The sequence below is a fragment of the Gemmobacter lanyuensis genome, from assembly GCF_014652355.1.
GTDB classification, from domain to species: Bacteria; Pseudomonadota; Alphaproteobacteria; order Rhodobacterales; family Rhodobacteraceae; genus Gemmobacter; species Gemmobacter lanyuensis.
This window is the reverse complement of record NZ_BMYQ01000012.1, coordinates 47,684-69,141: the sequence shown is the minus strand read 5'-3', so window position 1 is coordinate 69,141 and position 21,458 is coordinate 47,684. Positions and strand designations below refer to the sequence as shown.

General features: G+C 65.6%; 20 protein-coding genes. 5 read left to right on the top strand and 15 right to left on the bottom strand.

Annotation, left to right across the window (positions count from 1 at the left end; all coding sequences use genetic code 11):
• The first annotated feature begins 15 nt into the window (after nucleotides 1-15).
• The gene (locus tag IE101_RS15840; protein ID WP_189634818.1) at nucleotides 16-357 is read left to right on the top strand and encodes a hypothetical protein; all 342 of its coding nucleotides are present in this window, start codon (nucleotides 16-18) and stop codon (nucleotides 355-357) included.
• Nucleotides 358-461: 104 nt separating this feature from the next.
• Here the strand turns inward: IE101_RS15840 and IE101_RS15835 are convergent, their stop codons facing one another.
• Nucleotides 462-677 (bottom strand): DUF1127 domain-containing protein, encoded by a 216-nt coding sequence (locus IE101_RS15835; protein WP_189634817.1) that lies wholly within the window; start codon nucleotides 675-677, stop codon nucleotides 462-464.
• A gap of 291 nt (nucleotides 678-968) precedes the next feature.
• Here IE101_RS15835 and ruvC point away from each other — a divergent pair, with 291 nt between their 5' ends.
• The 4 genes from ruvC to ruvB are packed head-to-tail and all read left to right on the top strand — an operon-like array spanning nucleotide 969 to nucleotide 4,188.
• On the top strand, nucleotides 969-1,487 hold the full coding sequence (gene ruvC / locus IE101_RS15830) for a crossover junction endodeoxyribonuclease RuvC (RefSeq protein WP_189634816.1): 519 nt from the start codon (nucleotides 969-971) through the stop codon (nucleotides 1,485-1,487).
• Nucleotides 1,484-2,158, top strand: coding sequence for a Holliday junction branch migration protein RuvA (gene ruvA, locus IE101_RS15825; RefSeq protein ID WP_189634815.1), 675 nt, complete (start codon nucleotides 1,484-1,486; stop codon nucleotides 2,156-2,158). Before ruvC ends, ruvA begins: the two co-directional genes overlap by 4 nt.
• A 60-nt stretch (nucleotides 2,159-2,218) precedes the next feature.
• Nucleotides 2,219-3,112, top strand: a complete 894-nt coding sequence (gene htpX, locus IE101_RS15820) for a zinc metalloprotease HtpX (RefSeq protein WP_189634814.1) — start codon at nucleotides 2,219-2,221, stop codon at nucleotides 3,110-3,112.
• A 47-nt stretch (nucleotides 3,113-3,159) separates the two neighbouring features.
• Entirely contained in the window at nucleotides 3,160-4,188 is a 1,029-nt protein-coding gene (ruvB, locus tag IE101_RS15815) for a Holliday junction branch migration DNA helicase RuvB (protein WP_189634813.1), read from the top strand.
• Here ruvB and IE101_RS15810 read toward each other — a convergent pair.
• The 14 genes from IE101_RS15810 to xdhA form a co-directional block, all read right to left on the bottom strand.
• Nucleotides 4,185-5,021 carry a DMT family transporter gene (locus IE101_RS15810; RefSeq protein ID WP_189634812.1) on the bottom strand — a complete coding sequence of 279 codons (837 nt, stop codon included), beginning with the start codon at nucleotides 5,019-5,021 and terminating at the stop codon, nucleotides 4,185-4,187. The two genes, ruvB and IE101_RS15810, sit on opposite strands and share 4 nt — an antisense overlap.
• 83 nt (nucleotides 5,022-5,104) lie before the next feature.
• Nucleotides 5,105-5,554, bottom strand: a complete 450-nt coding sequence (locus IE101_RS15805; protein ID WP_189634811.1) for a methylated-DNA--[protein]-cysteine S-methyltransferase — start codon at nucleotides 5,552-5,554, stop codon at nucleotides 5,105-5,107.
• A complete protein-coding gene (locus IE101_RS15800; RefSeq protein ID WP_189634810.1) occupies nucleotides 5,547-6,131 on the bottom strand; it encodes a DUF1176 domain-containing protein in 585 nt (194 codons plus the stop codon). The genes IE101_RS15805 and IE101_RS15800 overlap by 8 nt, the downstream gene beginning before the upstream one ends.
• Before the next feature lie 108 nt (nucleotides 6,132-6,239).
• Nucleotides 6,240-9,146 (bottom strand): isoleucine--tRNA ligase, encoded by a 2,907-nt coding sequence (ileS, locus tag IE101_RS15795; RefSeq protein ID WP_189634809.1) that lies wholly within the window; start codon nucleotides 9,144-9,146, stop codon nucleotides 6,240-6,242.
• A gap of 175 nt (nucleotides 9,147-9,321) precedes the next feature.
• Entirely contained in the window at nucleotides 9,322-10,116 is a 795-nt protein-coding gene (locus tag IE101_RS15790) for a glycoside hydrolase family 25 protein (RefSeq protein ID WP_189634808.1), read from the bottom strand.
• Between the two features lie 59 nt (nucleotides 10,117-10,175).
• Complete coding sequence (locus IE101_RS15785) at nucleotides 10,176-10,517, bottom strand: carboxymuconolactone decarboxylase family protein (RefSeq protein WP_189634807.1); 342 nt, start codon at nucleotides 10,515-10,517, stop codon at nucleotides 10,176-10,178.
• Nucleotides 10,518-10,593: 76 nt separating this feature from the next.
• On the bottom strand, nucleotides 10,594-11,670 hold the full coding sequence (locus IE101_RS15780) for an NAD(P)/FAD-dependent oxidoreductase (RefSeq protein WP_189634806.1): 1,077 nt from the start codon (nucleotides 11,668-11,670) through the stop codon (nucleotides 10,594-10,596).
• A 119-nt stretch (nucleotides 11,671-11,789) separates the two neighbouring features.
• Nucleotides 11,790-12,875 carry a BMP family ABC transporter substrate-binding protein gene (locus IE101_RS15775; protein ID WP_189634805.1) on the bottom strand — a complete coding sequence of 362 codons (1,086 nt, stop codon included), beginning with the start codon at nucleotides 12,873-12,875 and terminating at the stop codon, nucleotides 11,790-11,792.
• Nucleotides 12,876-12,928: 53 nt separating this feature from the next.
• Nucleotides 12,929-13,858 (bottom strand): ABC transporter permease, encoded by a 930-nt coding sequence (locus tag IE101_RS15770; RefSeq protein WP_189634804.1) that lies wholly within the window; start codon nucleotides 13,856-13,858, stop codon nucleotides 12,929-12,931.
• Nucleotides 13,858-14,940 carry an ABC transporter permease gene (locus IE101_RS15765; RefSeq protein WP_189634803.1) on the bottom strand — a complete coding sequence of 361 codons (1,083 nt, stop codon included), beginning with the start codon at nucleotides 14,938-14,940 and terminating at the stop codon, nucleotides 13,858-13,860. Before IE101_RS15765 ends, IE101_RS15770 begins: the two co-directional genes overlap by 1 nt.
• A 129-nt stretch (nucleotides 14,941-15,069) precedes the next feature.
• Nucleotides 15,070-16,602 carry an ABC transporter ATP-binding protein gene (locus tag IE101_RS15760; RefSeq protein WP_189634802.1) on the bottom strand — a complete coding sequence of 511 codons (1,533 nt, stop codon included), beginning with the start codon at nucleotides 16,600-16,602 and terminating at the stop codon, nucleotides 15,070-15,072.
• Nucleotides 16,599-17,552 (bottom strand): xanthine dehydrogenase accessory protein XdhC, encoded by a 954-nt coding sequence (xdhC, locus tag IE101_RS15755; RefSeq protein ID WP_189634801.1) that lies wholly within the window; start codon nucleotides 17,550-17,552, stop codon nucleotides 16,599-16,601. Before xdhC ends, IE101_RS15760 begins: the two co-directional genes overlap by 4 nt.
• Entirely contained in the window at nucleotides 17,542-19,971 is a 2,430-nt protein-coding gene (gene xdhB / locus IE101_RS15750) for a xanthine dehydrogenase molybdopterin binding subunit (RefSeq protein WP_189634800.1), read from the bottom strand. Before xdhB ends, xdhC begins: the two co-directional genes overlap by 11 nt.
• Nucleotides 19,968-21,386 carry a xanthine dehydrogenase small subunit gene (gene xdhA / locus IE101_RS15745; protein ID WP_189634799.1) on the bottom strand — a complete coding sequence of 473 codons (1,419 nt, stop codon included), beginning with the start codon at nucleotides 21,384-21,386 and terminating at the stop codon, nucleotides 19,968-19,970. Before xdhA ends, xdhB begins: the two co-directional genes overlap by 4 nt.
• Nucleotides 21,387-21,458 lie beyond the last annotated feature (72 nt).

Below are 21,458 nucleotides of genomic sequence, written 5' to 3'. Positions count from 1 at the left end.
TAAAGGTATTGTGGTATGGCCGATCAGGATCTGACGGATTTTTACGAAAGGGTCGCGCGCATTGAAAAAGCGCGCGCCCAAGGTTTCGGATTTGAGGCGGAGGGGACCTTGGGCAGGTCCCATTACTACCGCCCGACACGACGCACACCCCGTATTATCGGGCCGCTTTTCGTTGTCATTGCCTGTTTCTTTGCGGTGAAGGCGGCGATGCATCAAGAGGTGGGCGATGCGCTTTATCGCCAACGCGTGGATCAGATGCAGGCTTCTTCCGGGATTGAACGTCTGGGCGGGATCATCATGCAGGCAGATCCGGTGACGCTCTGGCTCTCGCGCCAGCTGGGTGCGCTGCTGCACTGACCGCCGCGGCAAACCCTCTCCCCTGAAAACCAAAAAGGCCGCCTCCCCTGCGGGTGCGGCCTTCGTCTCGGATCAGGCAGGCGGTGGCCTGCCCTCCAAACGGGTCAGATGCGGTCCTTGGTGCCGATCAGCGCGATATCGCCGCGGCACAGACCGATGTCGGTCAGCTCGCGGTCGGACAGCTTGTCCAGCGCGGCACGAGTCACGCGGGCGTCGTTCCAGGCGGCGACGGCGGCGATGATGTTGCTCACGAACTGAACGAAGCGGTAGGTGGTGATGGCGCCAAGCGGCGCGGTACGGGTCGTCTCATAAGCGGCCATGGCGTGATCCTCGTTTCAAAACTGCTCATTCCGAAGGCTGTCTTGCCTTCGAGGGGGTAAATAATGGGGCGGAGATATAACAACAACAGACGCATGAGCATGCCGCAGTTGCAGAAAGTGCATGGCTCCGACCATGGATTTTCACTTGTTTTACACATTATTCGCCATGCCGCAGCGCAGCGCGTCGCCTTCGGCGGTATAGAGGTCGCTTCCAGAGCGTGATTTGGCGATTGGCGGATGTTCCTCTTTCGTGCTACATTCGCACGAAACGAGAACATACGGGGGCCGGGCTTGCGGGTACTGGGAATCGATCCGGGGTTACGCAATCTCGGCTGGGGAATCATTGATGTCCAAGGCGCGCGCCTGACGCATGTCGCCAATGGCATCTGCCATTCCACCCCCGGCGAGGGGGACGGTGATCTGGCGCAGCGCCTGTACAGTCTGCACAGCCAGCTGACCGAGGTTTTGCGCCAATATCAACCCGGCACCGCCGCCGTGGAACATACCTTCGTGAACAAGGATGCGGTGGCGACGCTGAAGCTTGGCCAGGCGCGGGGAATCGCGCTGCTGGTGCCGGCGCAGTTTGGCCTGACCGTTGGCGAATACGCCCCCAATGCGGTGAAGAAGACGGTGGTGGGCGTGGGCCATGCCGCCAAGGTGCAGATCGATCATATGGTGCGCCTGCATCTGCCGGGGGTGAAGATTGCCGGCCCCGATGCCGCCGACGCCCTTGCCGTCGCCATCTGTCACGCGCATCACTGCCAGTCGAGCGGACGGCTGGAGGAAGCCTTGCGGAGGGCTGCGGGATGATCGGCAAGATTTCGGGGCGGGTGGATTGGCGCGGGGCGGACCATGTGCTGATCGATGTGCAGGGCGTGGGCTATATCGTCTATGTCAGTGACCGCACGCTGGCCGCCCTTCCCGGCGTGGGTGAGGCCTGCGCGCTTTATACCGAACTCGTGGTGCGTGAAGATCTGCTGCAGCTTTTCGGCTTTCCCACCATGCTGGAAAAGGAATGGCACCGCCTGCTGACCACGGTGCAGGGCGTGGGCGCCAAGGCCGCCATGGCAATTTTGGGCACGCTCGGGGCGGAAGGCACCGGCCGCGCCATTACGCTGGGCGATGCCCGCGCCATTCAAGCCGCCCCCGGCATCGGCCCGAAAATCGCGCAGCGCGTGGTGCTGGAGCTGAAATCCAAGGCCCCGGCGATCATGGCCCAAGGCGGCAGCCTGTTGACCGAGGCGCTGGTCGAAACCTCTGACGCGCCCGCCAAACCCACCGGCAAGGCCGGCAAAGCCCCGCCCAAACCTGTGGTCGCCCGCGCTGCCCATAGCGCCGATGCATTGTCGGCGCTGCTGAACCTTGGCTATGGGCAGGCCGATGCCGCACAGGCCGTGGCGACCGTATCGGGTGAGGCGCCCGAGGCCGAAACCGCCGATCTGATCCGCCGGGCGCTGAAGCTTTTGATGCCGAAAGGCTGATCCGCGGCTCTCTTGCACTTGACCGCGGCCCTGCCAATATCGACAGGCAGGAGGTGACCCATGTCCGGTTACATCAAGACCTTCATGCTCATGGCCGCGCTGACGGCGGTCTTCATCGGCGCGGGCGCGCTGGTGGGGGGCGGCAATGGTGCGGTGGTCGCGCTGATCCTTGCCGCAGGCATGAACCTTCTCGCCTTCTGGAACAGCGACCGGGCCGTCCTGTCCATGACCGGGGCGCGTCTGGTGACCGAAGGCAGCGCGCCGGACTATGTACGGATGGTGCATCGCCTTGCGGATCGCGCAGGGCTGCCCCGGCCGCAGGTCTATATCATCGACAGCGACCAACCCAATGCCTTTGCCACCGGCCGCAGTCCCGACCGCGCCGCCGTGGCGGCAACCACGGGCCTGTTACGCCGCCTGACGTCCGAAGAGGTTGCGGGTGTCATGGCGCATGAGCTCGCCCATATCCGCAACCGTGACACGCTGATCATGACCATCACCGCCACCATGGCGGGGGCTGTGTCGATGCTGGCGAATTTCGCCATGTTCTTCGGCGGCCGCAACCGTGAAGGGGGCGGCATCCTCGGGTCGCTGTTGGTGATGATCTTTGCCCCCCTGGCCGCGGCGCTGGTGCAAATGGCGATTTCGCGCGGCCGGGAATATGAGGCCGACCGCATCGGTGCGGAAATTGCGGGCGATCCGATGGCGCTGGCCTCGGCCTTGCGGAAGATCGACCAGATCGCCCGCGGCATCGACAACCGGCAGGCCGAAGCGAACCCCGCGCTCGCACATCTTTTCATCATCAACCCGCTGCATGGCGGGGCGCGGGATGCACTGTTTTCCACCCATCCCGCCACGGAAAACCGCGTTGCCGCGCTGATGCAGTTGGCCGAGGCCGGGGTGCGGCGATCGTCAATCCCCCGCACGGGGCGGCGCGGCGGACCCTGGGCCTGACCACCCTGCCCCTTGCCAAATCCGCCGTGTTCGGGGATTGTTCCGGCATGACCCAGTCCGACCCCACGCTCCGCCCCGAACGCCTGCCTGAAGATGCCGACCGCGCGCTTCGCCCGCAGGTGCTGGATGATTTCGTGGGTCAGGCCGAGGCCCGCGCCAACCTACGGATCTTCATCGAAAGCGCGCGGATGCGGGGCGAGGCGATGGATCACACGCTGTTCCATGGCCCCCCCGGTCTGGGGAAGACGACGCTGGCGCAGATCATGGCGCGGGAATTGGGCGTGGGGTTCCGGATGACCTCGGGCCCGGTGCTGGCCAAGCCCGGCGATCTGGCGGCGATCCTCACCAATCTCGAACCCCGCGACGTACTGTTCATCGACGAGATTCATCGCCTCTCCCCCGTGGTGGAAGAGGTGCTTTATCCCGCGATGGAGGATTTCGCGCTGGATCTGGTGATCGGCGAAGGCCCGGCGGCGCGCACGGTGCGAATTGATCTTCAGCCCTTCACGCTGGTCGGCGCCACCACCCGCCTTGGCCTGCTGACCACGCCGCTGCGCGACCGGTTCGGGATTCCGACCCGCCTGCAATTCTACACCGAGGATGAGCTGGACCATATCGTCACCCGCGGCGCCCGCCTGCTGGGGATCGAACCCCTGCCCGACGGCACGCGCGAGATTGCGCGCCGCGCCCGTGGCACGCCGCGGATTGCCGGGCGCCTGCTGCGCCGGGTGGTCGATTTCGTCACGGTCGAAGGTGATGGCCGTCTGACGCGGGCCATTGCAGACCGGGCGCTGACGCGGATGGGGGTCGATAATCTGGGTCTGGATGGGGCAGACCGGCGCTACATGCTGCTGCTGGCCGAAAACTACGGCGGCGGGCCGGTGGGGGTGGAAACCATCGCCGCTGCGCTGTCGGAAAGCCGCGATGCCATCGAAGAGGTGATCGAGCCTTATCTGCTGCAACAGGGGCTGATCCAGCGCACCCCGCGCGGGCGGATGCTGGCGGCCAAGGCCTGGCGGCATATCGGGCTGGAGCCGCCGAAATCCCCCACGCAGCAGGCCGGGCTTTTTGATTAAAGCCGGGTAACGATCACCCCCGCCACGATCATCAGCGCGGCAATCGCCTTGTCGCGCGTCATCCGTTCGCCAAACATCAGCCAACCGATCAGCACCGCAAACAGGATCGAGGTTTCGCGCAGCGCCGCCACCACCGCAATCGGCGCCACTGTCATCGCCCAGATGGAAATCGCATAGGCGCCGTATGAGGCGAGCGAGGCGAAAGTCCCCACGGCCCAAGCCCGCGGCGCGCGCGGAAAGACGGCCGTGCCGCGCAGCAGCAGGCTGCCCAGCGTAAAGATCAGCCCATCGGCCACAAAGACCCAGGCGACATAGGTGATCGCATCGCCGGACACCCGCGCGCCCAGCCCGTCAAGCAGCGTATAGGTTGCCGTTGCGGCCGCAGACCCCAAGGCAAAAGGCAGCAGGCGGCGGCTCTCGCCATCGGTAAAGACCCCGCGCGCCATCAGCGCAATGCCAAGCGCCAGCACTCCGATGCCCGCATATTGCGGCCCGGTGATCACATCATTCAGGAACAGCGCGCCCACCACAGCAACCACCAGCGGGGCCGCCCCCCGCGCGATCGGGTAGACCCGGCTCAGATCACCCTTTTCATAGGCGAAGGTGAGAAAGGTCTTGTAGAAGAAATGCGTGCAACCCGCAGCCAGCACCCAAGGCCAGGCCGCCGGGTCCATCGACGGGCGCGGCAGGGCGATCATCAGCCCGATGGGGATCTCCGCGACCGAAAGAATGACCATCGCCCCCAGCTTTGAGGTGCCGACTTTGATCAGCGCATTCCACAGCGCGTGCAGGAAGGCGGCGGCCAGTACCGCGAACAGAACCCAGATGCTCACCAGCGCCTCCTTGATCGCCTTAGGGTTAGGGCGCTGTGGCCCGGGCTGCAAGGCGGTTCCCGACACGCGATGCCGCTGGCGGATCAGATCAGCAAACCGGCCGCACCTTCCAGCCGCAGAAGCGCGACCTTGCTTTCCACGCCCCCGGGGGCGGAAAAGCCGCCAAGACCCTTTTGCCCCAACACACGATGACAAGGCACAAGGATGGGCAGCGGATTCGCGCCACAGGCCTGCCCCACCGCCTGCGCGGGGGCGCCCAGATCGCGGGCCAGCGCGCCATAGGTCCGCGTCTCGCCATAGGGGATCGCCGCCATGGCCTGCCGCACCCGGCCCTGAAACCCCTGCCCCATGTCCAGCGGCAGGTCAAAGCGCGTCAAACGGCGGTCGAAATAGGCCTGCAACTGCCGCAAACCTTCGACTTGAAGTGCTGAAGGCGCCCCCGGCCCCGGCCCCCAGACCAGCGCGACCAGCCGCCCCTCAGCTTCCCGCAGGGAAAGGGGGCCGAAGGGGCTGTGCAGCGTCGCCTCAGTCAAATTGGACCAGCGTCTGCGGGTTTAGTTCACCATCATATGTGGCGTCCACCTCATGCCGGATCAGGCGAAACTTTTCATCCACCAGGCGCCAGACCGAGGCGCTGCTGGCATCGCCGATGCCGCGCCATTTGCTGTACTCCGACATCTCGCCCGTCAGGGGATCGAAACTCGCGTTGGTCACGAAGGGCGAGGCGCTCCACCCGGCAATCTTCACCTCTTTCACCGCGCTTTCCGGATCGGCCGGATCTTCGGTGATGATGGTCAGATCGGGCGTCGCAAAGGTCATCGGCACCAGCCCGGTAAGGTCAGAGCGGGCATAGACGACCGAGGACAGGTTATAGGCCCCCATCATGCAGGAAAACTCCCACAGCGTAATCGGTGTTTTCGATCCGTCATAAGAGGTCGTGGATTGCGCCTCATGGCGGGTGGGCGGTTCGATCAGCTGGCCCTGTTCGTCAAAGGCGGAAAAGCAGGCATCGCGGTATGTGGCCACGAATGCGGCGGTCGCGGCCTCATCGGCCGGGTCTGCGATGGCGGGGGTTGCCAGAAGGATCAACGGAAACAGGGCGGCGCGCATGGAATCTCCGGTATGAATGGCAGCAGGCTGCCAAAAAACCGGGCCACCGGCCAGCAAAAACAGGCACCAAAGAAAACGGGCCGCCCAATGGGGCGGCCCGTGGCTGGCTTATCCCAGCGCCTCATCGCAACGGGCGCAGGTCTGACTGTGCTTATGCGTGCCCACATCCGGCAGGATCTGCCAGCAGCGGGCGCATTTCTCGCCCTCGGCCGTTTCGAAGACCACAGCCACGCCTGGCACTTCCGGCAGGCGGAAGGCTTCATTCGGGGCGGGGTCGGCGGTCACCTGAATGGCCGAGGTGATGCAGACCTGCGCGAAATCCACCGATTTCAGCGCGGCCAGCACTTCGGCATCTTCCACATGCACCACGGGTGCGGCCTCAAGGCTGGCACCAATGACCTTGGCCGTGCGCTGCACCTCCAGCGCCGCCGTCACCGCGCGGCGGACCTGACGGATCTGCGCCCATTTCGCGGCCAGCGCCTCATCCAGCCACTCGGCAGGGGTTTTGGGCATGTCCTGCAGATGGATCGACGATCCATCCTCGGGGAAGCGGCAGAGCCAGACCTCTTCCATCGTGAAGACGAGGATCGGCGCCAGCCAGCTGGTCAGACGGTGGAACAGAATGTCCAGAACCGTGCGCGCGGCGCGGCGGCGCAGGGCATCGGGCGCGTCGCAATAGAGAACATCCTTGCGAATGTCGAAATAGACCGAGGACAGGTCAACGGTGCAGAAGGTGAAAAGCTTCTGGAACACGCCCTGGAAATCATAGGCGGCATAGCCTTTGCGGACCTCGGCATCGAGTTCGGCCAGACGGTGCAGCACCCAGCGCTCCAGCTCGGGCATGTCCTTGGCGTCCACGCGCTCGGCCTCGGTGAAGCCCGCAAGATTACCGAGGATATAGCGCATGGTGTTGCGCAGACGGCGGTAGCTGTCGGCCACGCCTTTCAGGATTTCCTTCCCGATGCGCAGGTCCACGGTATAGTCAGACGTCGCCACCCAAAGCCGCAGGATATCGGCGCCATATTCCTTGATCACCTGTTCCGGCGCCACGGTATTGCCCAGCGATTTGGACATCTTCATGCCCTTTTCATCGAGCGTGAAGCCGTGGGTCAGCACCCCGCGATAGGGCGCACGGCCCTTGGTGCCGCAGGCCTGCAGCATCGAGGAATGGAACCAGCCGCGGTGCTGGTCGGTGCCTTCCAGATAAAGGTCGGCCAGACCGTCCTCGGTGCCGTCTTCGCGGTCGCGCAGCACGAAGGCATGGGTCGATCCGCTGTCGAACCACACATCCAGCACGTCAAAGACCTGTTCATATTCCGACGGATCGACGATGCCCTGAAGGACCTTTTCCTTGAATCCTTGCACATACCAGACATCCGCGCCCTCAGCCTCGAAAGCGGCGATGATGCGGGCATTGACCTCGGGGTTCCGCAGCAGGAAGTCCGCGTCGGTGGGCCGGGCACCCTTTTTGGTAAAGCAGGTCAGCGGCACACCCCAGGCGCGCTGACGCGACAGCACCCAGTCGGGCCTGGCCTCGATCATCGAATGCAGTCGGTTGCGCCCGGTGACGGGGGTCCATTGCACCAGCTGGTTGATCGAATTCAACGCACGCTGGCGAATGGTGTCGCCATAAGTGCCCATGCCATCGTCCAGCGCCTTGTCGATCGCCGCGAACCACTGGGGCGTGTTGCGATAGATCAGCGGCGCTTTGGACCGCCAGCTGTGCGGGTAGGAATGCTTGAGCTTGCCCTTGGCGAACAGCGCCCCGGCGCCATGCAGCGCCTTGATGTTCGACACATTGGCCGGGCCTTCCTTGCCATCGGGGTTGATGATGGCCTGACCGCCGAACAGCGGCAGATCGGTGCGGTAGGACCCATCCGCCTCGACATTATAGGTCATCGGCAGGCCGAACTTGAGGCCGACCTGATAGTCATCATCCCCGTGGCTGGGCGCGGTATGCACAAAGCCCGTGCCCGCATCATCGGTCACATGGTCGCCCGGCAGCATCGGCACGGCATAATCCCATTCGCCCGCGCCGCCCTCGATCCCCGCATAGGGGTGGGCAAGAATGACACCCTCAAAGGCGCTGGTGGGCATGTCGGCCACACGGGTGAAGCCCGCGACCTTGGCGGACCCCATCACCCCTTCGGCCAGCTTGTCGGCCAGCACCAGAACCTCGCCCACCTGCGCGGTCGAGTTGTCGGCCACGGCATCGACGCGATAGGCGCCATAGGCAATCGCCGGGTTATAGGCCACGGCGCGGTTCTGCGGGATGGTCCAGGGCGTGGTCGTCCAGATCACGACGGATGCACCATCCAGCGCGCCGCCCTGCGGCTTGAACCGGACCCAGATCATGTGGCTGGTGTGATCGTGATATTCGACCTCGGCCTCGGCCAGCGCGGTCTTTTCGACCGGCGACCACATGACAGGCTTCGACCCCTGATAGAGCGCGCCATTCATGAGGAACTTCATGAACTCGTCGGCAATCACCGCCTCGGCGTGGTAATCCATCGTCAGGTAAGGGGCGGCCCAGTTGCCGGTCACACCCAGACGCTTGAATTCCTCGCGCTGGATATCGATCCAGCCTTCAGCGAATTTGCGGCATTCCTGACGGAAGGCCACGACATCGACGTCATCCTTGTTCAGGCCCTTGGCGCGATACTGCTCTTCGATCTTCCATTCGATCGGCAGGCCGTGGCAATCCCAGCCCGGCACATAGCGCGCGTCATGGCCCAGCATCTGCTGGCTGCGGACGATGAAATCCTTGAGGATCTTGTTCAGCGCATGGCCGATGTGCAGATGGCCATTCGCATAGGGCGGGCCGTCATGCAGGGTAAAGGGCTTGCGCGGGGCGGCCTTGGCCTTGTCGCGCAGGCGGTCATAGATCCCGATCTCGGCCCAGCGGGCCAGCCAGCCCGGCTCGCGCTGGGGCAGGCCCGCGCGCATGGGGAAATCGGTTTCGGGCAGGAAGACGGGGTATTTCAGATCGGCGGTATCAGGCGTGTCGGCGCACATCGCGGACGGTCCTTCGGAATATCGGAAAGGAGGCGGCCCGGCAGGCCGCAAGCATGAGGCGTAACCCGGCGGCTCGTCAGCACGCCGGGACGGTAATTCGATGGATGAGCGCGGAAAGGATCATCATGCGCGCCTTATAAGCAAGGGCGCGCTGCAGGTCCAGTCGGCTTGGGGCTCATGGCTGGACGCGGCGGGCCAGCCAGACCGCCCAATCCCGTTCCGACCCCGAAAAGGCGTTCAGATCCACCTCGCCCGCGATGCCGGGGATCAGCCCGGTCGAACTGTATTGCCAGAAGGCCCAGTGCTGCCCGGCATAAATGTCAGATGGATGCGCCGCCACCGACCGCAGCCAGAAATCCGTGCCGCCCACGCGCCACATCTGGTTATCAACGTAGAAATCGACCGTGGTGTACAGGATCGGCGCCGTGCCGTAATGGCGGGTGAACATCTCGACCAGCTTGGCGGCATCAGCGCGGATTTCCGCCGCCGGGCGGCGGATGGTGCAGGTCGGGCTATCAGGCGTCCATTCCATGTCGATCACCGGGGGCAGATCGCCCGACCGGCGCGGCACATGGGAAAAGAACCAGCGCGCCTGCTCTTCCGGGGCGCGGCAATGGTAGAAGAAATGATAGGCGCCGCGCGGCACGCCTGCGGCGGCGGCCCCGCGCCAGTGGCTGGCGAACATCTCATCCACGCGGTCGCCGCCTTCGGTCGCCTTGATGAAGGCGAAATTCACGCCATTGGCCCGCGCGCTTGCCCAATCGACCGAGGTCTGGAACCGCGCCACATCGATCCCCCGCACCGGGTGGCGACGAATCGCCGGGGCAATTTCCGGATGCGGATCGGCATCGGCAAAGTTCGAAGGCACCACCTGCACCTGCGGCACCCCTTCGACATCGGGTCGCCCGCCGCCTCCGCAGGCAGAAAGCAGCGTGAGACCGGCAAGGAGGGCAATCAGGGGCAGGCGCATCGAAACCTCGGGCAGCAGAAATTTTCGCCATGCTGGCCGAAGTGGCAGGGATTGTCACGTCACGACAACGCGGCCAGTTCATCCCAGCAGGCGAGCGCATGGGCCGCATACATCACCGCAGGGCCGCCACCCATCTGGATGCACATCGACAGCACATCGCCCAGCTCTTCGCGGGTGGCGCCCGCCTTCAGCAGCGCCTCGACGTGGAAGTTGATGCAGGGCTCGCACCGCTGCGAAACCGCGATGCCGAGCGCGACATATTCCTTTTCCTTCACGCCCAGCGGCCCTGTGTCCTTGGCGGCCTTGGACAGCGCGCCAAAGCCCGCCATGGCTTCGGGGATCAGCTTGTTCATCACGCGCAGTTCGGCGCGCATCTCGGCAATCTTGTCTTGATAGGGCATTCCGGCCTCCGTTCATGGGGCAACCCTAGGCGGGCCGCGGGCAGCCCACCTTGACACATATCAAATCTCGAATATGTCAACCAAACCGATGCGGCGACAGCGCGGCGGCCAGATCTGCCCCCACTTCGGGCGCACGTCCGCCCAGCAGATCGACCACCAGACGCGCCGCCGCAGGCGAGGTCTGGAAGCCATAGCCCCCCTGCCCCGCCAGCCAGAAGAACCCCGGCACCGCCCGGTCAAACCCGATGACGGGCACACGATCAGGCGCAAAGGTCCGCAGGCCTGCCCAATTGGCGATCAGGCGGGTGACGGGTTCGGTCATCATCTCTTCAAAGCGAGCCAGACCTTCGGCCAGAACCATGTCATCGGCCCAGGCATCATGCGGCTCCATCGGATGTTCCTCGGCCGGTGAGACGATCAGCGCCCCGGCATCGGGCTTGGCATACCAGGCCTCGCCCGCACCGAACATCATCGGCCAATCTGCCACCGCATGCCCACCCGGCGCCGGAATCCGCGCCATCGACCGCCGCAGCGGCGTAAAGCCCAAAGGCGCTACCCCTGCCATCGCGGCGATCTGATCGACCCAGGCGCCGCCCGCATTGATGAGGATGCGCCCCTCATGCATCCCCTGCGGCGTCTCCACCTGCCAAAGACCGCCGTGCTGGCGGATCGCCGTCACCGGCGCGCGGGTCAGGACCGTGCCCCCCGCCGCACGCAAGCGCCGCACATGGCCCTGGATCAGCAGATCGGTGTCGATATCCCAGGCATGATCGGCCACCGCCGCCCGCGTCACCTTGGCCGCATCGATGATCGGCACGCGCTGGCGCGCCTCTTCAACGCTGATCTCCTCAAGGCGAAAGCCGGTTACATCATGGTCAAGGGCCTCGGCATCGTCGGGGCCCGCCAGCACCATCAACCCGCGCGGGGACAGCACATCCGGCAGCGCCCGGAACGCCGCGTCCGAGGCCATGGAAAGCTCGACCACCGGCGGCAGGCCATAGCGCGGCTCAAACAGCGCGGCCGACCGGCCGGAGGCATGATGGGCGAGGTTCTCCTCCCGCTCCAACACCAGAACGGAACCAAGCGGCGAAAGCTCGGCCGCGGCGGAAAGGCCGGCGATACCGCCGCCAATGATCAGGAAATCGTGGGTCATGATGCAGTGATCCTAGCCACCGCCCACCGCGTGGCCCGCCCGTTCCCGACGCGACATGCCGCAAAATGTGAAAAGGCCCGCCACAAGGGCGGGCCTTTCCTGGACCAATGGCCCGAAGATCACTTCGGAATGTCGCCCTTGATGCCTTCGACGTAGAAATTCATGCCCAGCAGATCGCCGTCCGGCGCGGTCTGGCCTTCGGCCAGCCAGGGCGAGCCATCCTGCTTGTTGATCGGGCCGGTGAACGGGTGATAGGTGCCCGCCGCGATGTCGTCGCGCACCTTCTCGGCCGCGGCCTTCACCTCAGCCGGAACGGCATCGGTGATCTCGCCGATCTCGACTTCGCCTTCCTTGATGCCAGCCCAGGTGTCGGTCTGATCCCAGGTGCCATCCAGCACCTGACCGACGCGCTTCACGTAATAGGGCGCCCAGTTGTCGATGATCGAGGTCACGCGCGGGCTCGGCTTGTATTCCGCCATATCCGAGGCCTGACCAAAGCCGATCACCTTGCCGCCCGACTTTTCAGCCTCGGCCAGCGGCGCCGTGCTGTCGGTATGCGAGGCGATGACATCCACGCCCTGCTCGATCATGGCCTTGGCGGCATCGGCCTCTTTCGCCGGGTCGAACCAGGTCATCGCCCAGACGACCGACAGCTCGACATTCGGGTTCACCTTCTTGGCATGCAGGTAATACGAGTTGATGCCCATGATCACCTCGGGGATCGGGAAGGACCCGATATAACCGATTTTGTTCGATTTGGTCATCAGGCCCGCGATGGTACCCTGCACCGCACGGCCTTCGTAAAAGCGTGCGTTATAGGTCGCGACATTCGGGCTTTCGCGTTTGAAACCGGTCGCATGTTCGAATTTCACATTCGGGAATTTCTTGGCAACCGCATTGGTCGCGTCCATGTACCCGAACGAGGTGGTGAAGATGATGTCGCAGCCGCCCAGGGCCATCTGCGTCAGCACGCGCTCGGCGTCGGCGCCTTCCGGCACGCTTTCCTGCCAAGTGACCTCGACCTTGTCGCCATATTCCTTCTGCACGGCCAGCGCGCCCTGATGGTGCTGATAGGACCAGCCCAGATCGCCGATCGGGCCGACATAGACGAAGCAGGCCTTCGTCTTGTCCTGCGCCAGCGCCGCCCCGCCGAAGGCCAGCGAAAGGCCAAGCGCCGCGGTGGCAAGAAGATGTCTGCGTTTCATTCGCGTATACTCCCTGATGGGGCGCATCGGCCCCGGTTGATCTTGGTCCCGCGTCACCGCGCGGCGTGAAAGTTCTGCCCCAGACAGGCCGGCGCCGACAAAGCGGCCCGTCCCCGCCGAGAAGACATGATGACCAGCACAAGGATGGTTATCAGATAGGGGGACATCGACAAGTATTCGACCGGGATTCCCGCCTGCGCCGCCTGCAGATTCAACTGCAAGACGCTGATGCCGCCGAAAAGCCAGGCACCCAGCAGCGCGCGCCAAGGCTGCCAGGCCGCAAAGACCACGATCGCCAGCGCAATCCAGCCCGCCCCTGCGGTGATCCCGTCCACCCATTGCGGCACCCGGATCAGGCTCAGATAGGCACCGCCCAGCCCGGCCATCGCGCCGCCGAACAGGATCGCCAGCACCCGGATCCGCCGCACCTTGTAACCAAGCGCATGGGCCGCATCATGGTTTTCGCCCACCGCCCGCAGGATCAGCCCCAGTCGCGTGTATTTCAGCACCGCCCAGACCCCCACAACCGACAGGACCGACATATAGACGAAGGCGTCATGGGAAAAGAAGATCCGCCCCAAAACCGGGATATCTGCCAGCGGGCCAAAGGGCACGGGCTTGCTCAGCGGCGGCTTGATGCCGACATAGCCTTGCCCCAGCAGCGAGGACAGCCCCAGCCCGAACAGCGTGAGCGCGAGCCCCGAGGCCACCTGATTGGCCTGCAGCACCTGCGTCAGCACCGCAAACAGCAGGCTCAGCACTGCGCCCCCGACCGCCCCGCCGACAAACCCCAGGGCGGGGCTTCCGGTCTCGACCGCGGTGATGAACCCGCAGATCGCCCCCATGATCATCATCCCCTCGACCCCAAGGTTCAGCACCCCGGCCTTCTCCACCACCAGCTCGCCCACGGCAGCCAGCAGGATCGGCACCGACGCCACCATGAGCGAGGCAATCAGCAGGGTCGGATCAATCCCTCCGAACATCAGCGGGCCTCCTTCGCGGCAGGAACGATGCGGTAATTCGTCAGGATGTCACAGGCCAGCAGGAAGAACAGAAGCATCCCCTGAAAGGCCTGTATCGCAGCCGACGGCAGGCCCAGATTGGTCGAGGCCATTTCGCCCCCGATATAGGTCAGCGCCATCAGAAGCCCCGCAAACAGAATGCCCACCGGATTCAACCGGCCCAGAAAGGCCACGATGATCGCCGTGAACCCATAGCCCACATTGAAGTCGATGCTGATCTGCCCGGCCGGCCCCGTGACCTCGAACAGCCCCGCCACCCCGGCCAGCGCCCCGGCGATGCCCATGCAGGCCAGAACCAGACGCTCGGGCTTCACCCCGGCAAAACGCGCCGCCCGCGGCGCCTGCCCCGAAAGCTTGACCTGAAACCCGAAGAGATGCCGCTGCAACAGCACATAGGCCGCCACCACCGTGGCCAGCGCCGCGACGCCGCCCCAATGCAGCCCCGATCCCGCGATCAGCTCGGGGTTCGCCGCCGCCGGATAGCTGCTGAAATTGCGGCTCCCCGGAAAGCCCGCGCCCTCCGGGTTCCGAAGAAACCCGGTCGAGGCCATCGCCAGAATCGTCTGGGCCACATAGACCAGCATCAGCGAAACGAGGATCTCGTTGGTATTGAACCGCGTCTTCAAAAGCGCGGGGATCATCGCCCAGGCCCAACCGCCAAAGGCCCCCGCCACCACCATCAGCGGAAAGATCAGCCGGTTCTCGGTCGGGAACACCGCAAGTCCCACAGCCGCCCCGATGATGGCGCCCATGATATACTGCCCCTCGGCGCCGATGTTCCAGATCCCGGCGCGGAACCCAAGGCTCAGCCCCACCGCAATCAGGATCAGCGGCCCCGCCTTCACCAAAAGCTGCCCCCGCAGATACCAGGCAAATTCCCCGAACAGCGGATCCCAAAAGATGGTGCGGATCGCCTCGACCGGGTTTTTCCCCAACAGCGCAAACATCGCGCTCCCCGCCACCATGGTCAAAGCCACGGCCAGGACCGGCGTCGCCCGGCTCCAGAACACCGAAGGCGAAGGCCGTTTTTCCAGCTTCAGCATGCCGCAACGCCCCCCTGCCCGTGCCCGAACCGCATCATCACCTTCCCGTTGTCCAAATATCCCCGGGGGGAGTCGCGCCTTGCGCGACGGGGGGCAGGCAGCCCCCCTGCACGGCCCGCCACATAAATCTCACCCGGCATGATGCGCCACCTCCATGCCATGCGCCCCGCCCATCATCAGGCCGATCTCGTCAATGGTCAGCCCTTCGACCGGCCGGGGCCGCGTCAGCTGCCCGGCGTTCAGCGCGGCAAAGCTGTCGGCAATCTCCAGCAGTTCATCCAGATCCTGACTGATCACCACCACGGCAGCCCCGGCCGCCGCCCGGTCCAGGATCGCCTGCCGGATCGCCGCCGCCGCCGCCGCATCCACGCCCCAGGTGGGTTGGTTGATCACGATGACCGAAGGCTCCTGCAACAACTCGCGCCCCACCACGAATTTCTGCAGGTTCCCGCCTGACAGCGCGCGCGCCGCCACCTGCGGCCCCGGTGTCCGCACGTCAAAGGCACGGATGATCGAGGTGGCAAAGCGCTCGGTCGCGGCCCAGTCGATGAACCCGCGCCGCACTAGCCCTTGCCGCACCGCCCCCGACAGCAGCGCATTTTCCGTCAAGGACATATTGGGCGCCGCTGCATGGCCCAGCCGTTCCTCCGGCGCGGCCACCAGACCGGCGCGCCGGCGCTCCACCGGGCCCAGATCCCCCACCGGGCGGCTGTCGATCCGCACCTTGTCCGGCGCACTCGTCAGCTCACCCGACAGGGCCAGCAGCAATTCGTCCTGCCCGTTCCCCGCCACACCGGCAATGCCCAGCACCTCACCCTTGGCCACGGTGAAGGACACGCCCTTGAGGCTGGTGCCAAACGGAATGGGCGAGGCGACCGACAGGTCCGACACCCCCAGCGCCACCGCCCCCTTCTGGGTCGCGCGCCGTTCCGGCGGGGTCAGCGTCGCCCCAACCATCATCTCGGCCATCTCGCGGGCAGTCCGGTCGCGCGGCGTGCAGGTCGCCACCACCTTGCCGCGCCGAAGGACCGTCGCCTCATCGCAAAGCGCCCGGATTTCCTCAAGCTTGTGCGAGATGTAAAGGATCGATGTCCCCTCGGCCTTCAGCTGCCGCAGGGTCTGGAACAGGATCTCCACCTCCTGCGGGGTCAGCACGCTGGTCGGCTCGTCCATGATCAGCAGCTTCGGCGATTGCAGCAGGCAGCGGATGATCTCCACCCGCTGCCGTTCCCCCGCCGAAAGGTCGCCCACCTGCCGCGCAGGATCCAGAGGCAGGCCATATTCTTCGGATACCGCGCGGATCCGGGCGGCGAGTTCGCGCATCGGCGGCGGGTTTTCCATACCCAGCGCCACGTTCTCCGCCACATTCAGCGCCTCGAACAGGCTGAAGTGCTGAAAGACCATCGCCACCCCGGCCGCCCGCGCCGCCCGCGGCTCGGCGGGCGCATAGGCCACCCCGCGCAGCCGCATCGCGCCGCTGTCGGGCTTCACCAGGCCATAGATCATCTTGACCAGCGTCGATTTGCCCGCGCCGTTTTCCCCCAGCAGGGCGTGGACCTCGCCCTCGCGGATGGTGAACGACACGTCGCTATTGGCCACCACGCCCGGATAGGCCTTGGTCACGCCCTCAATCCGCAGCAACTCTGCAGCGCTTGTGTTCATACCGCCTTCTCCCTGCGGTGGTCCCTGCCCTGTCCGGCCTGCCGCAAGACTGCGACAGCCACGCCTAGTGCAATGGCATGTGGATGTTTGCCAAGGCTTTTTTCGCCTATCGGACAGGCAATCCGCGCGACATTCTGCGGCAGATGCCCCAGATCGTGCAGCCGCGCCCGAAAACGCGCCGCTTTGGTGGCCGACCCAATCACCCCCAGCGCGGCAAAGCCATGGCCGAGGATCCGGTGGCACAGCTCCAGATCCAGCGCATGGGAATAGGTCAGCACAAGATGTTCTGCCGTAACGGGCGCATAGCGCACCAGCGCCGCAGGATCGGCCGCAGGCAGCACCGTCACCCCACCCGGCACGTCAGAGGGGAAGCGGTCGGGCGCGGTATCGACCCAGGTCATCGCCAGCCCCGGCAAAGGCGCCAGAACCTGCACCAGCGCCCGCCCCACATGGCCCGCCCCCCAAACCCAGATCTGCCGCTGTGGCCGCGCCACGGGTTCAACCATCCAGCCCTGAACCAGCTGCGGCTCCGGCAGAACCCCTTGCCCCCGCGCCGCTGCCAGCATCCGCTTCAGCGCCATCGGCATCGGGGCATCGGGGGTCACAGGCCGGGCAATCACATCCTCGGCCAGCGCCACGCCCGGCAGATACCGCTCTGACAACAGCGTGACTGCCCCCCCACAACATTGCCCCAGCGCCAGTCCCAGCGGCACGCGCTCCAGCCGCAGGTCCTCTCCCGCTGTCAGCATGGCCCGCGCCCGCGTCACCGCTTGAAACTCCAGCGCGCCGCCGCCGATGGTGCCCGCCTGCCCCCCCGGCCAGACTAGCATCGCCGCTCCCACGCCGCGCGGCGATGACCCCTGCAGGGCGGCAATCACCACCCGGACGACCGGCCCCTCGGCCGCAAGCGCCGCCCGCAGCCCCGCCAGATCAAAGGCTTCATGCTCCATGGCGCTGCTGCCGCTGAACCGCCCAAAGCACGCGCTCGGCCGTGGCCGGCGCATCCAGCGCGGGATAGAGCGATCCATCCCCACAGGCCGCAATCGCATCCGACAGCGCCATGAAGGCCGAAATCCCCAGCATGAACGGCGGCTCACCCACGGCCTTCGACCGCCCGACCGTGTCTTCGCGGTTCGGCCGCTCCCAAAGCGCGACATTGAAGACCGGCGGGCGATCCGAACAGGCCGGGATCTTGTAGGTCGATGGCGCATGGGTCATCAGCCGCCCGCGATCATCCCAGACCAGCTCCTCGGTGGTCAGCCAACCTGCGCCCTGCACATAGGCTCCCTCCACCTGCCCGATGTCCAAGGCAGGGTTCAGGCTCGCCCCTGTATCATGCAGCAGATCGGCCCGCAGGATGCGGTTCTCGCCGGTCAGGGTGTCGATCACCACCTCGGTCACGGCGGCCCCATAGGCGAAATACAGGAAAGGCCGCCCCTGCCCCGTCGCCCGATCCCACTGCAGCTTGGGCGTGGCATAAAACCCCGTGGCCGAAAGCGACACCCGCGCCTGATAGGCCCAGGCCACAACCCGATCAAAATCAAAGACTTCGCCCGCGACCCGGACCATGCCGTCCTCAAACCGCACCTGATCGGGCGCGACGGCGAATTTCGCCGCCATGAAATCGGCCAGCCGCCCGCGGATCGTCTCGCAAGCCGCGCGCGTGGCCATCCCGTTCATGTCCGACCCCGATGATGCCGCCGTGGCGGAGGTATTGGGCACCTTCGCCGTATCCGTCGCCGTGATCTTCACCCGCGCCACCGACACGCCAAAAACCCCTGCCGCCACCTGCGCGACCTTCTGGAACAGCCCCTGCCCCATCTCGGTCCCGCCATGGTTCAGCCGGATCGACCCGTCCTGATAGACATGCACCAACGCCCCCGCCTGATTGAGCCAAGTGAGCGTGAAGGAAATCCCGAACTTCACCGGCGTCAGCGCAATCCCCCGCTTCAACACCGGCGATGCCGCATTCCAGCGCGCAATCTCGGCCCGCCGCGCGTGATAGTCCGACCGCGCCTCCAGATCATCCAGCAGATCACGCAGGATGAAATCCTCGACCGGCATGCCGTAATGCGTGGTCTGCACCACCGCCTTCGGCGAAAACGCCCCGCCGAACCAATGCCCAGTCCCCGGGTTCTCGGCTTTTTTCTGTCTGAAAATATCCTCGGGGGGGAAGGTCCCGCCCTGGGCGGGGCCTGTCGGGGGGGCAGACAGCCCCCCCGGCGCCATCTCGGCATAGAAATTCCGCCGCCGCACCGTGACCGGGTCGAGCTTCAGGGCATGGGCCACATGATCCACCACCCGCTCGATCCCGATCACCCCCTGCGGCCCGCCGAAGCCGCGATAGGCAGTGGCTGACTGGGTGTTGGTGCGCAGCCGATGGCTCTCGATCCGGATATGCGGCAGGTGGTAGGCATTGTCGGCATGCAGCATCGCGCGATCCGCCACCGGCAACGACAGATCCTGCGACCAGCCGCAACGGAACAGATGCCGGAACTCAACCCCCAGAAGATGCCCCTCTGCGTCATAACCCACGCGATAGCCGATCTTCAGATCATGTCGCTTGCCGGTGATGACCATGTCGTCATCGCGGTCATAACGTATCTTGCACGGGCGGCCCGTGGCGTGGGCGGCCATGGCGCAGGCCACGGCCAGCGCGTTCCCCTGGCTTTCCTTGCCGCCAAAGCCGCCACCCATGCGGCGGACCTCGACGCGCACCGCGCTCATGGGCAGGTGGAGCGCATGGGCCACCTTGTGCTGGATCTCGGTCGGGTGCTGGGTCGAACTGTAGACGACCATCTCCCCGCCCTCTTGCGGCAGGGCGGCGGCGATCTGGCCTTCCAGATAGAAGTGTTCTTGACCGCCAACCTCAAAAAGACCCTCGGCCTGATGCGGGGCGGCGGCGATGGCGGCGGCGGCATCGCCACGCGCCCAGACCACCGGGCCGTCCTCGAACCGCGACCCGGCCTCAAGCGCCTGTTCGACGGTCAGAATGGCCGGGCGTTCGGCATAGGTGATGCGCCCCAGGCGCGCGGCCTTGCGGGCGGCCAGATGGCTGTCGGCCACCACCAGAAACACCGGCTGGCCCAGGTAATGCACCTTGCCCACCGCCAGCAGCGGTTCATCCCCGAGCGAGGGGGAACAATCCGGCATCTCGGGCCAGTCGGAGGCCGAAAAGACCGCCACCACACCCGGCGCGGCGCGAACGGCCGAAAGGTCGATCTCGGTGATATCGCCATGCGCGCAGGTGGACAGGCCAAAGGCCAGATGCAAAGCCCCGGCAGGCAACGGGATGTCGTCCGTATACCGGGCCTCGCCCGTCACATGCAGCGGGGCCGCATCATGCGGCAGGGGTTTGCCAAGGCTCATACCCGCACCTCCTGTACCGATCCGGGGGTGCCGGTCAGATCGTGGAACAGGCGCAAGGCCATGTTCCCAGCCGTTTCCAGCCGATAGGCGGCGCTGGCGCGCATATCGGACAGCGGGGTGAAATCCTGCGCTGCGGCGGCCTTGGCGCTGAGGAAGGTCTCGCGCGTCAGGGGTTGGCCGATCAGCGCGGCCTCCATCGCGCGGGCGCGTTTCGGGATGCCCGCCATGCCGCCAAAGGCGATGCGCGCGGCGGTGATGGTCTGATCCGCGACCGTTACGTCAAAGGCGCCCATCACGGCCGAGATATCCTGATCGAACCGTTTGGAGAGCTTGTAGCAGCGCACTGAGGATTGGGCGGGGATGGTGATGCCAGTCACGAATTCCCCCGGCTGGCGATCCTGTTTACGGTAATCGAGGAAGAAATCCTCCAATGCGAGATCCCGGGTGACATCGCCGCGCCGCAGGTGCAGCCGCGCCCCCATGGCAATCAACGCAGGGGGGCCATCCCCGATGGGCGAGCCATTGGCGATATTGCCCCCGATCGTCGCGGCATTGCGGACCTGTTCGCTGGCATAACGGCTGAGCATGGCAGCAAAATGCGGGTGGCTGTCGTGCAGCGCTTGCCGCAGAGCGGCGATGGTGACACCTGCGCCGATGTGCAACCGGTCCCCCTCCGGGGTGATCTGGCGCAGATCGGCAATACCACCGAGGAAAGCGACCTGCGGCAGGTCGCGCAGCTGTTTCGTGACCCAGAGGCCCACATCCGTTGCCCCGGCGACAAGCGTCGCCTCGGGGTGGTCGAGATACCAGGCGGCGAGGTCATCGGTCGTCGTGGGGCGAAAGGCCGTGCCGGGGGGCTGTCTGCCCCCCGCGGGGCCGCTGGCCCCTCCCCCCGAGGATATTTCGACAACGGGAAGATCAGGGGGGGTGGTATCCATCCAGGCGGGGACAGGGGAGGACGCGGCCGCTTCGGCGGCGCGGATAATGGGCGCATAGCCGGTGCAGCGGCAAAGATTGCCGGCAAGCACCACGTCATGATCGGTGCGGCCCTGTTGGTGGGCCGCCGCCATCGAGGTGATGAAGCCAGGGGTACAGAAGCCGCACTGGCTGCCGTGGTGGTCGATCATCGCCTGTTGCACGGGGTGGAGCGTGCCATCCGGGCCGGCGATGCCTTCGACGGTGCGGACGGCTTTGCCTTGCAATTGGGGCAGGAACAGGATGCAGGCGTTCAGCGCGCGCGGGCCATCGGCATCGGTGACGATCACTGTGCAGGCGCCGCAATCGCCTTCGTTGCAGCCCTCTTTCGTGCCGGTCAGGCCGCGGTCTTCGCGCAGAAACTCCAACAGGGTGCGCGTCGGCGGCTGATCCGCGAGGCGCACCGGCGTTCCGTTCAGCAGAAACGCAAGCTCGGTCATTCAAAGTCCTGCCGCGTTACTCCCCATGGTCGTGATGACCCCCCTCCGATGCGGCGTAAGACGGGGGCCGAC